The 16,510-nt window shown below is 52.0% G+C and carries 16 protein-coding genes and 1 pseudogene; 1 reads left to right on the top strand and 16 read right to left on the bottom strand.

The features are described from left to right. Nucleotides 1–87: 87 nt before the first annotated feature. The 3 genes and pseudogenes from mobC to DWY95_RS17395 all read right to left on the bottom strand — a co-directional run bounded on the left by mobC (nt 88) and on the right by DWY95_RS17395 (nt 6,658). Nucleotides 88–420 (bottom strand): plasmid mobilization relaxosome protein MobC, encoded by a 333-nt coding sequence (gene mobC / locus DWY95_RS10925; protein ID WP_117506238.1) that lies wholly within the window; start codon nt 418–420, stop codon nt 88–90. Continuing rightward, a pseudogene (locus tag DWY95_RS10920) lies at nt 417–5,282 on the bottom strand (SNF2-related protein); the annotation flags it as partial. The pseudogene DWY95_RS10920 and the gene mobC, both read right to left, overlap by 4 nt. A 1,019-nt stretch (nt 5,283–6,301) precedes the next feature. After that, a complete protein-coding gene (locus DWY95_RS17395; RefSeq protein ID WP_207666269.1) occupies nt 6,302–6,658 on the bottom strand; it encodes a TnpV protein in 357 nt (118 codons plus the stop codon). 1 nt (nt 6,659) lies between these two features. On the opposite strand from DWY95_RS17395, the gene DWY95_RS17390 reads away from it, so the two are divergent. Beyond that, nucleotides 6,660–7,445, top strand: a complete 786-nt coding sequence (locus tag DWY95_RS17390; RefSeq protein WP_207666270.1) for a hypothetical protein — start codon at nt 6,660–6,662, stop codon at nt 7,443–7,445. A gap of 68 nt (nt 7,446–7,513) precedes the next feature. Here the strand turns inward: DWY95_RS17390 and DWY95_RS17225 are convergent, their stop codons facing one another. The 13 genes from DWY95_RS17225 to DWY95_RS10855 all read right to left on the bottom strand — a co-directional run bounded on the left by DWY95_RS17225 (nt 7,514) and on the right by DWY95_RS10855 (nt 16,426). Then, complete coding sequence (locus DWY95_RS17225; RefSeq protein ID WP_015565631.1) at nt 7,514–7,675, bottom strand: hypothetical protein; 162 nt, start codon at nt 7,673–7,675, stop codon at nt 7,514–7,516. A gap of 19 nt (nt 7,676–7,694) precedes the next feature. Beyond that, nucleotides 7,695–7,961 (bottom strand): PF20097 family protein, encoded by a 267-nt coding sequence (locus tag DWY95_RS10915; protein ID WP_117948549.1) that lies wholly within the window; start codon nt 7,959–7,961, stop codon nt 7,695–7,697. 41 nt (nt 7,962–8,002) lie between these two features. Then, nucleotides 8,003–8,299, bottom strand: coding sequence for a hypothetical protein (locus DWY95_RS10910; RefSeq protein ID WP_117533922.1), 297 nt, complete (start codon nt 8,297–8,299; stop codon nt 8,003–8,005). 17 nt (nt 8,300–8,316) lie between these two features. Then, nucleotides 8,317–9,252 carry a hypothetical protein gene (locus DWY95_RS10905; protein WP_117533920.1) on the bottom strand — a complete coding sequence of 312 codons (936 nt, stop codon included), beginning with the start codon at nt 9,250–9,252 and terminating at the stop codon, nt 8,317–8,319. A gap of 21 nt (nt 9,253–9,273) precedes the next feature. Beyond that, a complete protein-coding gene (locus tag DWY95_RS10900; protein WP_005921747.1) occupies nt 9,274–9,996 on the bottom strand; it encodes an AAA family ATPase in 723 nt (240 codons plus the stop codon). Between the two features lie 34 nt (nt 9,997–10,030). Further along, nucleotides 10,031–10,390, bottom strand: a complete 360-nt coding sequence (locus tag DWY95_RS10895) for a DUF2500 domain-containing protein (protein WP_117533918.1) — start codon at nt 10,388–10,390, stop codon at nt 10,031–10,033. 1 nt (nt 10,391) lies between these two features. Continuing rightward, entirely contained in the window at nt 10,392–10,739 is a 348-nt protein-coding gene (locus DWY95_RS10890; protein WP_005921745.1) for a DUF6054 family protein, read from the bottom strand. 173 nt (nt 10,740–10,912) lie between these two features. Beyond that, entirely contained in the window at nt 10,913–11,116 is a 204-nt protein-coding gene (locus DWY95_RS10885) for a transposon-transfer assisting family protein (RefSeq protein ID WP_117533916.1), read from the bottom strand. Then, nucleotides 11,106–11,621: a YodL domain-containing protein gene (locus DWY95_RS10880; protein ID WP_117533914.1), complete on the bottom strand. Its 516-nt coding sequence runs from the start codon at nt 11,619–11,621 to the stop codon at nt 11,106–11,108. The genes DWY95_RS10885 and DWY95_RS10880 overlap by 11 nt, the downstream gene beginning before the upstream one ends. Nucleotides 11,622–11,629: 8 nt before the next feature. Continuing rightward, complete coding sequence (locus tag DWY95_RS10875) at nt 11,630–12,517, bottom strand: LPD16 domain-containing protein (protein WP_117533912.1); 888 nt, start codon at nt 12,515–12,517, stop codon at nt 11,630–11,632. Then, nucleotides 12,517–14,340 (bottom strand): DNA topoisomerase, encoded by a 1,824-nt coding sequence (locus DWY95_RS10870; protein ID WP_118553528.1) that lies wholly within the window; start codon nt 14,338–14,340, stop codon nt 12,517–12,519. Before DWY95_RS10870 ends, DWY95_RS10875 begins: the two co-directional genes overlap by 1 nt. Then, a complete protein-coding gene (locus DWY95_RS10865) occupies nt 14,327–16,048 on the bottom strand; it encodes a recombinase family protein (RefSeq protein WP_347562036.1) in 1,722 nt (573 codons plus the stop codon). The genes DWY95_RS10870 and DWY95_RS10865 overlap by 14 nt, the downstream gene beginning before the upstream one ends. Nucleotides 16,049–16,243: 195 nt before the next feature. Beyond that, a complete protein-coding gene (locus DWY95_RS10855; RefSeq protein WP_005945116.1) occupies nt 16,244–16,426 on the bottom strand; it encodes a hypothetical protein in 183 nt (60 codons plus the stop codon). Nucleotides 16,427–16,510 lie beyond the last annotated feature (84 nt).

Here is a 16,510-nt window from a genome sequence, read left to right as displayed (position 1 = left end):
TCGCCCCTATTATAAAGGTATCGCCCCTTGCCTTGCAAGGGTGTCAACCGTTATGTAAACCCGCAGCCTCCTACTGCGGGAAATTTTTTAGAGTTCGGTGAGTTTGGCGAGAAGTTGCTTGCCAATAGCTATCAGCTCATCCAACCGACTACGCAAGTCCTCTAAATCGGCGGCATAGAGCTGCCCGCTTTCACTGGCCCGTTTCGCCACCTGATTCAGGTTGTTGCTGCAATTCTGAAGAAGGTACGCCATCCGACGCAGCTGTGGTAAATCAAGATTCAGGCAGTAACCATCCAGAGCCATTTTTCGCAGATAAGAGCCAATGCTCAAAATACCGCAACTTTCCATCTTCTGACGAATGCGTTCCAGTTCGACTTTGCTGACACGAAAATGGATCTGCTGGTCACGGTGCTCCGTCACCGGGCATCACCATCCTTATCCAAGTAAGATTTGAATGGTCGGACAGGCTCCACTTTATCAGCCTTTTCTTCCAGAGCTGCCAGCACAGAGGGGCGGGCATCCGGCTTTTCTTCCGCTTCGGGTTCTGTCCGGCTGGACTGATGCTCCATGTTCAACAGCGCATCCAATTCTGCAAGGCGGGCAGATTTGGTTTGCAGTTCTTCCTCCTGCGCAAACGGCTTGGCGATTTCAACCTCTGCGGCCTGCTTCTGCTGTTCCAGAGAATCCAGTGCGGCATCAGCATCGGCAATGCGGTCGGCAAAATTGCCGATGGCATTGTCCAGACGGACGATGTTGCCGCGAGGGTCATCGCCCAGCGGTACCGGATAACTCAGCTCGCCGCGGAGAACGATTTGATGCTCATTCTTGAAACTGTCAAAGCGAATGTTCAGCTCAAAGCCGCGATAGGTGCCCAGCAGCATCATATCCGCATTCGGCATCTCCTTGCAGGCGAGCATCAGCCGCTCACCAGCGGCTTTTTTCTCATCGAACACCATGCCCTTGATCGTCATGCCGCAGAAGTTCTCCTTATCCTGCGGGTGTGCGTCTGCGATTTGGGCATCGTTTTTCAGAGCCGCAATACGGTTCTTCGCTTTCTGAATTTCCTCCGGGTAATGCTTGAGCAGCTTATCTTCCAGACGATATTTCTGGTGCTGGTAATCCGAGCGCAGCACCTTGAGCTTTGCTACCTGCACATCCAGATCCATCTTTTCCCGGATGCGCGGGTCGCCTGCGCATAGGGCCTTGACCTCGGCATACGAAAGAGCCTGCTCATCCACATCATCACAGGAGCGCATCGGAGATTTGCTCGTCATGATCTGCGAAATAAACTTCTGCTTGTTTTCCAGCGTTTGCCAGAGGTAGGCGTCGAATGTCCCCTCCGTGACGTAATTATAGACGTAAACTTGTTTGTTTTTGTTGCCCTGACGGATGATTCGGCCGTTGCGTTGGGTCATATCGGACGGTCGCCAGCCTACATCCAGATGATGCACGGCCACCAGCAGGGTCTGGACATTGGTGCCTGCGCCCATCTTTGCAGTGCTGCCCAGCAGGACACGCACCTTGCCGCTGCGGACTTTGGAGAACAAATCCGCTTTCTTACCTTCAGTATCAGCGTTGTGGATGAACTCGACCTCCGATTCCGGCACCCCGGCGGCAAGCAGCTTTGTGCGAATATCATCGTAGACATTGAACGAGCCGTCTCCCTTGGGCGTGGACATATCGCAGAAAATCAGCTGCGTCAGATTATCCTCTTTGGTTTCGTTCCAGATACGCAGAACATTGTCGACGCAGGCATTCAGCTTGCTGTCCGGGTCATCCGGGGTGAGCGGATTCATCAGCCGCTGGTCAAGGCCGGTTTTACGTCCGTCCGAGGTGATCTTCAGCATATTGTCCACCGAGGGGTCAACCGCACCGCTATGCACCTCAGCAGCACGTTCGCTCAGGGATTTCACCATGTCCTGCTGGATTTCCGAGGGTTTGACCACGACAGTTTCAAACTTGGCTTCCGGAACAGGCAGATGCAACTGGTCGGAAGTCTTGATGTCCGCTGCCTCCTTGAACATATTCATCAGCTCCGGCAGATTAAAGAACTTGGCAAAACGTGTGCGCGCACGGTAGCCGGTTCCTTCCGGCGCAAGCTCAATGGCCGTGGTGGTCTCGCCAAACGTAGAAGCCCATGCATCAAAGTGGGTCAGTTGTTTCTGCTGGAGAGTGCTGTACTGCAAATAGCGCATCAGTGTGTACATTTCCGTCATGGAGTTGCTGATGGGCGTTCCCGTTGCGAAAATCACGCCGCGCCCGCCAGTCACTTCATCCAGATAACGACACTTGCCGAACATATCGCTGGACTTCTGTGCTTCGGAGGTAGAAAGGCCAGCAACATTGCGCATCTTGGTGTAAAGATATAGGTTCTTGTAGTTCTGGCTCTCGTCCACAAATAACCTATCTACGCCTAATTGTTCAAATGTGACCACATCATCCTTGCGGTCGGTGGACTGTAGCTTTTTCAGTTTCACCTCCAGTGTTTTCCGTGTCTTTTCCATCTGTTTCACGGTAAAATGCTCACCGGACTGTTCTTTGGCCTCTGCAATGGCTTTTTCGATTTCCTCGATCTGATCTTCGATGATCCGTGCCTGCCGTTCCGCAGAAAGAGGGATTTTCTCAAACTGCGAGTGGCCGATAATGACGGCATCGTAGTCGCCGGTTGCGATGCGGGCGCAAAAACGCTTTCGATTGGCGGGTTCAAAGTCTTTCTTGCTGGTAACGAGCAGCTTTGCATTGGGGTATAGCCGCAGGAACTCGCTGGCCCACTGCTCGGTCAGATGGTTGGGTACCACGAACAGGCTTTTCTGACACAGGCCCAAACGCTTAGATTCCATTGCCGAAGCTGCCATCTCAAAACTTTTGCCGGCACCCACCTCGTGGGCGAGCAGGGTGTTCCCACCATAAAGCACATGAGCAACTGCATTGCGCTGATGTTCCTGCAGATTGATCTCCGGGTTCATACCGACAAAATGGATATGGCTTCCGTCATACTCGCGGGGCCGGGTACTATTGAACAACTCGTTATATTGCTTCACCAGCAGATTCCGCCGCTGCGGGTCTTGCCAAACCCAGCCTGCAAAGGTATCCTTGATGGCCTGCTGCTTCTGCTGGGCAAGCATCGTCTCCTTCTGGTTCAGGACACGCCGCTCTTTACCGTCCTCCTCAATGGTATCATAAATGCGGCAGTCCCGCAAATTCAAGGTGTCCTCCAAAATCTTGTAGGCGTTGGCCCGGTGGGTGCCGTAGGTTTCGGTGGACATGATATCATACATTCCGGCGGCAGATTTGTTGCCGATGCGCCATTCGGACGTAAATGGAGAGTAGCGGACTTGGATCAGGTTGTTATAGCGGATGCGGTAGGGCGGCTGAAAAGTCTCCATCATAAACTGCTGCACAATGGCGGGATTCAGCCATGTGGCACCCAGTCGGATGTCGATTTCTGATGCTTCAAGGTCCTTCGGCTGCGCTTTGGTCAAAGCCTCCACATTGATCTTGAACTCCGGGTGGCTTTCAGCGGCAAGCTGAGCCATGCGCAGTTTATTCCGCACATTGCCGGAAAGATACTCGTCCGCAGTCTGCCAGCCTGCTTCCGGCTCATCTGCATCCGCAGAAGGGTCTTTGAAAATCACGCCTTGCAGCTCTGTGGTAATACGCTCATAATCGCCGGGAGAGCCGAGAAGTTCCGCCATATAGGGCAGATCAACACGGCCATGTTCTCCAATGGACACTGCCAGTGCTTCGCTGGGGGTGTCCACGCTGGTGACGGTGCGCTCCGGGCGAATCGTTCGCTTGGTGAACATATCCGCCTTGCTTTTGAGCTGTTTATTCTCATCGAGATTTTCCAAAGAGCAGAGCAGATAGTAGGAACTGTCATCATCGAACAGGCGGGCATTTTTCTTGTCGTTGATCAGCCCGTATTTTGCGGTAAAGGCATCGTAGGCGGCGTTCAATTTTGCTTGCGATGCCTTAATATCCTCGTCCGGGAAGTCCAACTGCTGGTCAATCAGTTCGTTGACGATTTGCCGCAACTCCACCATACCAGCTACACGGCCTTTGGCATTATCGGACAACTCCACCTGCGTCATAATCGAATTTTCTCGGTAGTACACCTCACCGTCCACCACGGCATAGGAGAAATTCTTTACATCTGGGTCAGCGGGGAGCGTCTTGCGCTCGACTTCTGCATCCGCAACATCTGGTGTTTCCACCTCGACTTCAACATACTGGCCCTCAATATGCTGTACCGCTTCGGCAAGCTGGTCGGCCAGCACTGCGCCCTCGATGGGGGCAACCGTCAGTTCCTCCCGTCCGTATTGGGTGCTTTCGGTGGTCAGTTCGCCCAGAATCATCTCCGGGTGGTCCACGAAATACTGGTTGATGGCAAAGCCGTCCTCGGTCTTGCCAAGCTGCACCCATGCAGGTTCGATGTCCGCAGGGCGGTCACGCTTCTGCAAAAAGATAATGTCACTCACAACATCCGTGCCTGCGTTTGCCTTGAACGCATTATTCGGCAGACGGATAGCTCCCAACAGGTCAGCACGCTCTGCCATGTGCTTGCGGGCGGTGCTGTCCTTGCTATCCATGGTGTAGCGGCTGGTGACGAACGCCACCACGCCGCCCGGACGCACTTGGTCAATGGCCTTGGCGAAAAAGTAGTTGTGGATGCTGAATCCCAACTTGTTGTACGCCTTGTCGTTGACCTTGTAGTTGCCGAAGGGCACGTTGCCCACCGCCAGATCGTAGAAATCACGGCGGTCTGTGGTCTCAAAGCCCGCCACGGTAATGTCGGCCTGCGGGTACAGCTTTTTGGCGATGCGCCCGGTGATGGAATCCAGCTCTACGCCGTACAGACGGCTGTCCTGCATGGTGTCCGGCAGCATACCGAAGAAGTTGCCCACGCCCATACTAGGTTCCAGAATGTTACCGCTGCGGAAACCCATGCGCTCCACCGCATCGTAGATACCACGGATCACGGTGGGGCTGGTGTAGTGGGCGTTCAGGGTGCTGGAACGTGCGGCGGCATACTCGTCCTCGGAGAGCAGCCCTTTCAGTTCGGCGTATTCCTTTGCCCAACTATCTTTGCCGGGGTCAAAAGCGTCTGCCAGACCGCCCCAGCCCACATACTGTGAAAGCACCTGCTGTTCCTCGGCGGTGGCACCCCGGTGCTCCTCCTCCAAACGAAACAGAGTTCGGATGGCTTCGATGTTCCGGGCATATTTCTGCTTTGCACCGCCCTCGCCCAAATGGTCGTCTGTGATGCGGAAGTTCCCGGCAGGCGCAGCGTTCAAGGCTTCATCCAAGGCAGCGGCATCCGGGAAGGTCTGCACCTCTCCGTCCATTACAGCAGAGATGGGCAGTTCGTCCAGTTCTTCGTCAGACGGCTCCGGCTCGTCCTTGTCTGCTAAAAATTTTGCGTGTTCGACTTTGAGCCACTCGGCGGCTTCTCTGTCTGCAACTTCTTTTTTCAGATTTTCCAGATAAGATTCTGCCTGCTTCTCGTTAGAAAACTGTGGAACGGCGTGATTGGTTTCATAGTAGTCATCATAAAGATCATCCCAGATAGCAAAAAGCGGCATTTTACCGTCAACGACTTTTCGGACAGAGAAACGTTCGTATTCAGGCACTTCGGATTCCTTGGCGATGGCTTCTGCCTGCGCCAGCATTTTATCCACACGCTGAGCAGTCGCACTCTGTCGCAGCCCCTGCTCAAACTGCTGCTTGTTAATAACCTCATTGTCCCAAGACTGCCCGTGCGCACTGGTGTCGATGCGCACATCGGTTTCGCCAACATAGCCGATGGTACCTTCAATCGTTCTGGTGGGCAGGTCTACCACAACTTCATCCCCGACATTGTAGTTGGATGCTTCCTGTCTGGTAGCACGCTGTTCCTTTTCCTCATCTGTCAGATAGCGGTCGGACTGAATCATAAGGTCGATATACTTTTCCACCTGCGCCCATTTCAGGGTGATTTTCTGGTGGTCGGGATAATGAACAAATTCCAGACCCTTCCAGTCGTGGTTGACGAAGCCTCGACTGCCATCCAGATAATCGTGGGAGTGCCCACCGATGCCGTACTCCTTTGCCAGTGCTTTGGCACAGAGTTTGCGGTCAGGCTGGGTCTGGTACAGCGCAATAATGCGCTGTTTGCCGCCTGTAAACCCTGAACCATGCCGCCGCAGCTCGTTCTCAATTTCAGCCTGCGACAAAACAAAAGCGGAGGGCGTTTTTTCGCTCTCCGCTTGGTCGATCTTCTCAATTTGCTGGGCTTCGGTGGGGATGTTCGCATCCAGAAAACTTAGCTGTAGATCAGCTCCGTCATCACCAGTTCCTCTGCCTGCGCTTTCAGACTGTTCATGTGCTGCACCCACATCAGTTGGTTCTGCGCTTTGTCCGGGGCTGGGTCCTGCTTCAGAAGCTGCTCCATGGTCTGCTGCATCCGGCTCTCTGCTGTCTGCTCCAGTTCCATCAGATGCGGGTACAGCGTCCCGTTCAGGAGCATCGAATTGTACAGTACCGGGCGATACTGCATCAGGTACGTCCGGCGCAGCCTGCCGTACTTGCCCAGCGGCTTCCGGGGCTGGTTCAGGGTTAGGTTCGGGAGCTGGTAGTCCCCGACGGTCGAGTAAGTCACGTTCCTGCTGTTCGTATTCATATTGGCTCCTTTCTGCATTGCGGCGGCGAATGGTTGTTTTTACGGTGCGCTCGATGTTACGCAGCACCTCCCGGCTCATGTCGCTGACGGCTGCGCCGAGGGCGTAGACACTATCCGGGGTGGAAAAATTGTAGATTGCCTGAAAATCGTCCTTGTCGAACCACCCGGCAGGCTCAATGCCGCAGCGTTCCAGCAGCGTGTAGGTGACGCTGATGGCGGCGGCAGACTTGAACTGCATCTCCACCCCGGCTTCATCATAATCCATCAAGAGCGAACCGTCAACGATGGCACGAATGTCCCCGCCGTTGTTGTCCCAGTAATCCGCCACCAGTTTCCCCGCAACATCCGCAAGCTGCTGGCTGACACGCTCGCCGCTGATGCCGTAGGTCTTGCTCAACATTTCCGAAACCGGCTGCACCAAATCGGGACCGAGCTGCCACACCTCCGGGTCACGGGAATTGCGGCGCACCCCGGTGTCGCTTACGTCAAAGACGTAGTGCAGCCGGGGGAAGCCGCTGGATTCGTCCAGCAGAGCGATGCCCTTGGCACCTCGGCGCACATAGCGGTTCATCCGATTGTTCCAGATGTCGAAGTCGGCGCAGGCGGTGGCATCCGGGCGCTGGGCGTAGATCATGAGCTGGTCGGCAAAAGGGTACTTGTACAGCCGGGATGCGGTGGTCAGGTAGTCCGTCCAGCTTTCCCAATACCGGGTCAGGCCGTTGGCCGTGCGCTGGGCAAGGGCGAGATATTCTTCGGTTTTGCTTGGCATTTTTGCCTCCTTTTTTAGATTTTAGGGTATAAAAATAGCGGGCAACCATTTTGGGGTTGCCCGCTGGAAAGTGTATTGAGATAAGATTATTTGCTATTGTCCTTTATGTACTTCATAACGCAGCACCCCATCACGATGACGGGAAGCACGGTTCGTAAACCGAGGTCGCCGACCCGCACATTTACATCAATCACAAGCCCTGCAAACCATGCCGCTAAAGTGAAAACAGTTGCCCATCCATAACTCATGAGAATTCATCTCCTTAATCTATAAAGTTACAGCTTCATAATGAGAAAATGTTTTGCGAACATCAAACACGCCAATGACTTTATTGTATTTTTTGCATAGAAAAGCGTTTGGTATCTTTGTCTGTCCTAATAAAATGCTGGAATTGCCAATACTGTGCCATTCCTGATAGGAAATTCTTCTAAGTCCTTTTTTATCAAACTCGTCTTTTGGAACCCACCCAACTGAGATACCAGCGGAAATCAATCCTCCCGCAAGCATTTCTTCTCCACAAATAGGACATTTCATATCAGCGTCTCCTAATCAATAGTACACTAAAAGATTTGATTTCACCACTTGATCTTAAATGGAATCAGTTCGCCAGAAACAATCCCAAAGAAATACAAAAGCCCGATTTCGATAGCAACACAGATTATCAGCAGAAGATTTGCAAGAGCTTTACTGTCGCTCAATTCTTCAATATTTTTTCGGTATTGGACAAAGACCCACATTTCAGAGGTGAAAAACAAAATGTAAAGGAGGCTGCTCCGAAAAAAAGCCATCATATTCGATAGCGCATAATTGATAAGAATAAGATTTATGGAATGAATAGCGACATCCAAAATCTTTGGGAATTTTCGTTTCATACACAGACACTCCAAACCTACAGTTCGGTTTCCACCGCAAGCTGCTCCTGTTTTTCTTTTTCGTCAGCGATTTGGACGTCAATATCTTCGCGCATCTTTTTCAGAAGTGCGAGGACTCGCTTGATTTGACCCTTGGTGTTTTCCACCCTGCTCTGTGCCTGATTGATGTGATCCAGAACTGCCCAGTCTGCAAAGAGGCCGTCAAAGAAGAAATCCGCAAATTTCAAAAAGCTGTCCACCGTAACCTGAAGGTCTGCGGTGATTTCAACATCGGAAAGTTCAGTTTTGAACCGCCGCAGTTCCACTTGGAGCTGTTCGATTTGTTCCTGTGCATCGTCCAGTTCCTCATACTTGGCAAGATCGGCCATCAAACCGCCGCCCATTACGTCCCATGTACTCCAGCCCTCGGCATTGTCGAGGGTTTCCAGAACTTCATTGACCGTATGCAGGGCGGTCTTTCCGGCGTTGATAGCTTCCAGCAGCTCCCGTTTTTGGACTTTCAGCGCGGCAATACGGCTTTCGCTTTCCGCAACCTGCTGTGCGGCAGGGTGGGCAGATGCTTTGATGCTTTTGATTTTTTCGGAAAGAGCAGCTTGATACTGCCTTTCGCAATCGGACAGCCGTGCCAACCTATTTTGAATTTGTGCTAAATCAGCATCAACGGAAGAAAGGTCATGGAGAGCCGCATCGTACTTGACACGGGCTGCATAGGCTTCCTGCCGTTCTTTGTCCAGCTTTTCATCCATCTTTCCGATGACCTGATAGAAAAATGCGGCAAGGCTGTGTCCCTCCAGACGGTCCACATCAGCCTGCTCTGCCAGCTTGGATTTTTCCAGCATTTTCAGGCGGTCAGCAAGCGTATCTCTCTGGGCGGTCAGTTCTTTCTGCTTTGCTTCGCAGCTTTTCTTTTCAGCGACCTGCTGCCAAAGCTCTTTCAACGTAGAATCATTCATATGGAATGTCCTTTCCCGGAATTACGTTTCTTCATTCAGAAGCTGGTTCAAAAAATGCTGCCGATTATTTACAAATGTTTTGGTGATAACGTAGCTGTCCGTATCTTCATACTGACAAGGATGAATCGTGCCATTGTCGAAGCTAAAAATCTCAGCATCAGGCATTCCGAGGAGAATGGGTGAATGTGATACGATAATGAATTGCGCCCCTTCTTGGGCACACCGATAAATGTTGATCAGTAACGTGAGCTGCCGCTGCGGGGATAAAGCGGCTTCCGGCTCGTCAAAAATATAGACTCCATCTGCACCCATGTAGTCCTGCGCAATGGCGAGGAAACTTTCACCGTGTGATTTTTGGTGATAGCCTTTGGAGGGATGATCGTCATCGGAATAGTCGATTTCCTTGGTGGCTACATTATAGAAACTCTCTGCTCGGAGAAAATACCCGAACTTTGGTCTGCGATACCCCTTGGAAATCGTCATAGCCTCACATAGTTCCGAATGGGAGTTGTATGTGGAAAATGAATAGTTCTTCGTTCCACCCTCTGCGTTGAAGCCGTAAGCAACAGCGATTGCTTCCAGAAGCGTAGATTTTCCACTTCCATTTTCGCCAACAAAGAACGTAATGGGCTTATGGAATGTAAAAGTGTCGATTCCACTGATGGCAGGAATCTGACGAACATAATTGTATGGGCGAACTCTGTTCCAGTCGATGGTCAGCCCTTGGATAAACAGATCGTTCATACAGTACTCCTTACTATATAATGTAGGAGAACGCTTAGTTCCGCTCAAACCCAAGATAGCGGGTGCCCTGAAAACTCAGCTTTCCAATGTCGCCCTCCACAAGCATTCCGTAGTCCGAACCACTTACGGTAAGTTCCATGCGGTCGCCGCTTTCCACCTGAAAGGTCACATAATAGGTCGTGAACGTATGCATCATCGTATTGTCCGTATGGTGGCGAGAAACTTCCGTGCGCTTTGCCACCACCGTTGCCGGAACGGTCAGCCGCGGTGAATGGTTGTTCTTATTCCATGTGCTGATATTTCCGATGATGGCACACAGGATCATGCCCAAAACCACAAGGAACAGGATGGGAAACAGGATACTGAACAGCAGATCAATTCCAGCGTAAAACATCTTATTCCTCCAAAATTTCTTCCAGCAGGTCCTTTACATCGTCCAGAAAAGATTCTTCTCCGAGGGTGTTCACCTTGAAGAACACCGCTTGACTGCCGCCCGCTGTAATTGCAGACAGCCGAATCGGGCTATCTCCATTCTGGAACATGGTCAGTGTCAGACTCAGGCGGTTGCCGCCCATCATGCTGTACCGTTCAAACACACGGACACTGCACCGGGCATCGCCCTCTTTGAAATCACTGCCTGCCTCTAAATCTGCCGACCAACTGCTGTCCGGGATTTCATTTTCCAGCTTCCGAAGCAGTTTGTCAAAATTCTTGTTTCGGATGGTCTTTTCAAAGATTGCCATAATGGTTCCTCCGTTCTGACAATTAAAAATCGGTCCCTTATTTTTGATACGAGCAGAGCCACAGGAAAATTGCGGAGAAATCGCTTGAAGAAAGGAATTTTGTCTGATTTGATTATAGCATATCTTTTGGAAGAACAAAATACTTTATGTACGCCGCCCGCAGGCGGCAAAAGTCAATCCAGTGGAAATTCCAGTTCGGCAAATTCCGCATCGGTCAGCAGTTTCAGCTTTTCGATAACACCCTCGGACAGTTCCCGCAGGGCGGTTTCATCCGGCATCAGGTAGCACTGCATGAGCCGCAGTTCGTGGATAAGCCCCAGTCGGGTGCCGGTGTTGTAAAGCATCATCAGCATGAGTTCTTCATGGTCAAAGTTCATGTTCAGTCCTCGCTTTCCGGCTTCCAGTTGGGTTACACTCCGGGGCATCGCACTTTTCCTTGAGATTCATCAGCACCGAAGGGCGTTCCGGCTGCTTGTCCAGAAACCCCTGTAAATCTTTGAAGCCGATGCTGTCCACATAATGCACAGACACCTCGCCATTGCGTTTAAGTGCGATCACATCGCTGACCGACAGGCTGTGCCCCTCAAAATCCTGCGGACGGGAGAGGTTGAACATCTGAAATAGTTCTTCCAAAACCTCGTTGTTCGGCACATCCTGCCACATGGCGGGCAGATCAGCATAGTAGGTGACCTCGTAATGCTCCGGGTCTGGCGTTTTGCCCCGACGATGCAGTTCCCGCATGGAAGCAAATCTTTCATCGAGGATTTTTTCGTCATGCCGCAGCTGCATCACCATATAAACATCGCACCCTGCGTTCAGAAACTTCTGCGGGATGTCCGTCATGGGTTCATCGTCAAAATTCTGGTTCCATTTTTGCTGCATCATCCACCTCACAGTTCCGGTGCAGAACGTGCAGAGGATTTTGGCGCAGACGTATCACTTGCCAGTTCTGCCAGCTTTTCCAGTGTGGAAGGGCGATGGTCTGCACCCAGTTCCTCGGCTTCCGCAACCTTATCCATGACGGCATCGTAGTCCTGCAACAGCCGCCGCCCCTTTTCCATGTGGTGTGCTTCCAGAATCTGCTCACGGGCTTCCTGAATGGTCAGTTCCGGGGCATCCAACTGCCCGCCGTCCATCACGGAAAAATCGCTGTGGTAAATGGTGTAGTCCCATCCATCCTCACAGGACTGGATGGCAAGATAACCTTTGCCACCCAGTTCCCATGCGGCCTGCTCGTCCTGTGTCTGAATTTCGGGGTAGAAGTCTGCATGGTTCCGCTCCATGACCTCGGCAAACTGGCAGATGTGGAACACATTGCCCAGACCGCCCATGTCAAAGTGATAATCATCCAGATGTTCCACCCGTGCCGTAAAACTGCGCCCATCCGGGTAATCCACCTGAATCACTCCGCCATCGGGAATGCGGTAGAGGTCGTCATAGTGGCTGTTGATGAGACGAATATCCTTCGGCAGCGTTTCCGGCTCCCAGATGCGCCGCCTGCCGATGCCCGCCTGTGGGATGTTTTCGAGGATATTTACGCTTTCCTGTTGGATGGCCTTACGGTCATCGTCCGAAAGTTCAAACAGATACCAGTTCCGGGCGGCAGGGATGGTGTTTTGTCCATCTGGCGGCAGATTCTTTTCCGAGATCTGCCCACTTTCCAGCGGCTCGCCAGTTACCTTGTTATAAGTGGCAAAGCCGACCCCTGCACCGTTTTCCCTGAGATGCAGATAGCGTTCATCGTTGATAAGGTAGACCGCTTCTTTTATCTGCTCCATCAGCACCCACCTTCAAATTCCAGCGAAAACTTGCTGCGGCCATCGGCTTCACAGGACAGCAGCACGGTGGCATTGTAGGTCTTGCCCTTGGCGCTCTTGCAGTCCTTCAGGCGGACACGCCCATCCCGCAGCAGCTTGTCCGCCACATGAGCGTCCAGCCGCTTGCCCAGACGCTTGAAGAACGCATTGTCCTTCCACAGAACGAAACGGCACTCCCTGTTCTCACAGAACCAGCCCTTTTCACGTTCCACGACAGGCTTCCCACAGTTCGGACAGACACCAATAATCTTGCTTTTCATAAGTGCATTCGCTCCTTTTTTCATTTCCGTGTTCTTTACCAGTTCGGTAATCATCGTATTGATCTCAGTCATAAATTCACCCGGCTCCATTTCGCTGCGCTCAATACGCAGCAGCTTCGTTTCCCAATCGGCGGTCATTTCCGGGGATTGGATCTCTTCGGGCATCACAGTAATGAGGGCTTTGCCCTTGTCCGTGGGCAGAAGCACCTTGTTTTTCTTGGTGCCCTTGCGTTCCAGAAAACCCTTCTGCACCAGTTTTTCGATGGTGGCGGCTCTGGTTGCCGGGGTACCGATGCCCTGACGCTCCACGCCCTCCGGCATACTGTCCGCACTGGCGGTCTCCATAGCGTGCAGCAGGGTGTCCTCGGTAAAGTGCTTCGGCGGGGACGTTTGACCCTCCTTCAGCTCTGCGTTAAGGATGCCGCACTCGTTTTCTGCCGCATTGGGCAGGGCGGTGAGTTCCTGTTTTCGGTTCAGGATGTCGGCAAGCACCTTACGTTCCACCGCTTTCCAGCCTTCTTCCAGAACCTCCTTGCCCTTGGCGGTAAATTCCTCCCCGGCACATTCGGTGGTCAGCAGGGTTTCCAGATACCGGAAGGGCTTGCTGACTGCCATCAGCGTCCGGGCGATGATGAGCTTCAGAACGTTCTGCTCGCCTTTAGGCAGCGCTTCCAGATCGGCTTGCAGCATACTGCGGGTGGGCAGGATGGCGTGGTGGTCGGTGACTTTTTCCCGGTTGACGGTGCGCCGTGTCCGGGGTACAGCCTCGTCCACATCTTCTGGGGTAATGTCAAAAAAGCCTTCCAGTTCCTCGGTCAGCACCTCCAGCATTTCCTCGTCATCGTCGGTGATATAGCAGCTATCAGTCCGGGGATAAGTGGTAAGTTTCTTCTCATACAGGCTCTGCACATAGTCCAGCGTCTGCTGTGCGCTGTACCCCAGCAGGCGGTTGGCGTCCCGCTGAAGGGTGGTCAGGTCGTACAGCGGCGGCGGATTCTCGGATTTTTCCTTGCGGGTGATGCGCTGGATCGTTGCCACCATCTCCCTTCGACAGGCTTCCAGCAGGTTTTCTGCAACGGATTTTTCAGGAATGCGGCGGCTGGATGCCGTGCATCCGCTGGTCAGTTCCAGATCCACCGTGTAGAACTTTTCCGGCACAAAAGCGGCTATCGCAGCCTCCCGCACCACCGTCATGGCAAGCACCGGAGTCATGACCCGACCGACCGCTAAAGGTTGACCGTACAGACATGAAAAAAGCCGGGACGCATTGATGCCGACCATCCAGTCGGCACGTTCCCGGCAAAGTGCTGCGTTGTACAGCGCATCGTATTCAGTTGACGGTTTGAGATGGGCGAACCCCTCTCGGATGGCGTTTTCCTCCATGCTGGACAGCCACAGGCGGGAAAAGGGCTTTTTGCAGCCCGCTTGCTGGTAGACAAGGCGGAAGATTAGTTCGCCCTCACGCCCTGCATCTGTAGGATAGTTCTCGGAGGTGACTTTTCTGACTTTGTTACTCGATGGCATCCAATGGGCCGATAAAGCGGTAGAAAATCTGGATTTTCTGGACGTATTCGCCATCGACCTTTTCCGCTTTGGATACCAGAATCTTGTCAATCAGCTGATGCAGAATCTTATAGTTCAGTTCGGTGATGCCAGCGTACTTGCTGACTTCATCAATAAAATCCTGAATCTTGTCCAGCTGATCGTGTTCAGCACGGCCTTCCCGCTCGTACTGCTCAATCTTCTCGGTCAGTTCAGCCTGTTCTTTGTCGTAGCGATCTGCAAGCATTTGAAAACGTTTCTCCGGGAGAAGTCCCTTTGATACGTCCTCATAAAGTTTTGCATACAGGTCTTCGATTTCTGCGATTCGTGCTTTACACTGCTTCAAATCCCGTTTGTGCTGCGCCCGGTCAGAGGACACCCGGAGGTGCATCTGATTTGCAATCTTCTTCACAAGGGCTTCCCGATTGCTCACAGCGGCCTTTGCGTGTGCCTGAATGTCCGCAAAGACAGCTTCATGCAGAACACGGGCTTCCAAATTATGCGAGTCACAGGCTTTCGCACCATATTTCCGATAAGTGCTGCAACAATAAAAGGTCTGATCCAGAACACTGTTACGTTTGCGCCTGTGCTCGACCTTGACTAACATCGTTCTGCCGCAGTCTGCACAGCGGACGATGCCTTTGAAGATATTGTCGTAGTCGGTCTTATCGCACATAAAACTACTGGAACGGCTGTAAAGGATTCGCTGCACGTTCTCCCAACGGTCTTGTGGGATGATTGCTTCATGTGTATTCGGAACGATAGCGCGTTCTTCAAACGGAATATAACGCCGCTTTTTGGATTTCATGGACACGGTGGGCTTGGCTTCGTAGATGATGTGTCCGGCGTAGACTGGGCTGTGCAGAACCTGACTGATATAGGCACTGTCCCAATCATACATCTTTTCATCATCAATAAAGCGGCCAAACATCTCTTTCTTGTAGTAACACGGCTTCAAGACTTTTTCATCGTGGAGCCGCTTGGCGATGCGGTGAAGCCCCAGCCCTTCCTCTGCCATTGAATAGATATACTCAACAACGGGGGCGGTGTTCGGGTCGATCACAAGGTGATTGTGGTCGGCAGGGTCTTTCTGGTAGCCAAACGGTGCGCCGCTGGAGATATACTTTCCACTTTTCTTGCGTGTCCGAAGGGCACTCTTGATCTTTCGGGAAGTGTCTTTGGCGTACATTTCATTGATGATGTTTCGGAACGGGGCAATATCCATCTGAGATTGCTCGTTGGAATCATAACCATCGTTGATTGCAATATAGCGGACACCGTGTTCAGGAAAGAAGATTTCCATATACGTTCCGGTTTCGATGTGGTTGCGTCCAAGTCGGGACTGGTCTTTGGTAATGACTGTTGCCACCTTTCCTTCCCGGATATCATCCAGAAGTTCCTGAAAGGCAGGGCGGTCAGAGTTCGTACCGCTGTAACCATCATCAACATAGTACTGGCAATTCCCGAAACCGTTGCGTGTGGCATACTCCATAAGCATTATATACGTTCCGGTTTCGATGTGGTTGCGTCCAAGTCGGGACTGGTCTTTGGTAATGACGGTCGCTACCTTTCCATCCCGGATTTCATCCAGAAGTTCCTGAAAGGCAGGGCGGTCAGAGTTCGTGCCGCTGTAACCATCATCGACATAGTACTGGCAATTCCCGAAACCGTTGCGTGTGGCATACTCCATAAGCATCGCCTTTTGAGTGCGGATGCTCAGGCTTTCGCTGTTTGAACCGTCATCTTTTGACAGCCGGCAGTATAAAGCAGTTACTTTTTTGTCCTTTTCCATGCGTACCTCCATAATGGAAAAGAGACCTCATCAATCACATTGTAGCGGATGCTGCGTGATGATGCAAGCCCTTTTCCGCAGTAAAACGTCCAATTAGCCAGCGGCGAGATACGATTCGGCAGTTTTACGAATTTCTTCTTCCACAAGCCGCTGAAAAAGCGTATTCATCGGCACATTGCCGATATAATGGCGTTCCACGATCAGGCGCACGGACTTCGGACTTCTCGGCGCACGTTTGCGTGTGGTAGGCTTCTTCTCAGATTTTTCTTTGTTCAAGGGCAGACCTCCTCATTCATGTGGCGCAAATACGGAAAGGAATGGATGGATTCTATTCGTTTTTCTCTTTTTGTTTTATTACGT

This window comes from Faecalibacterium sp. AF28-13AC (genome assembly GCF_003478405.1).
Lineage (GTDB): Bacteria > Bacillota > Clostridia > Oscillospirales > Ruminococcaceae > Faecalibacterium > Faecalibacterium prausnitzii_E.
The sequence above is the reverse complement of the archived record's forward strand: the minus strand, read 5'-3'. Positions and strand labels throughout refer to the sequence as shown.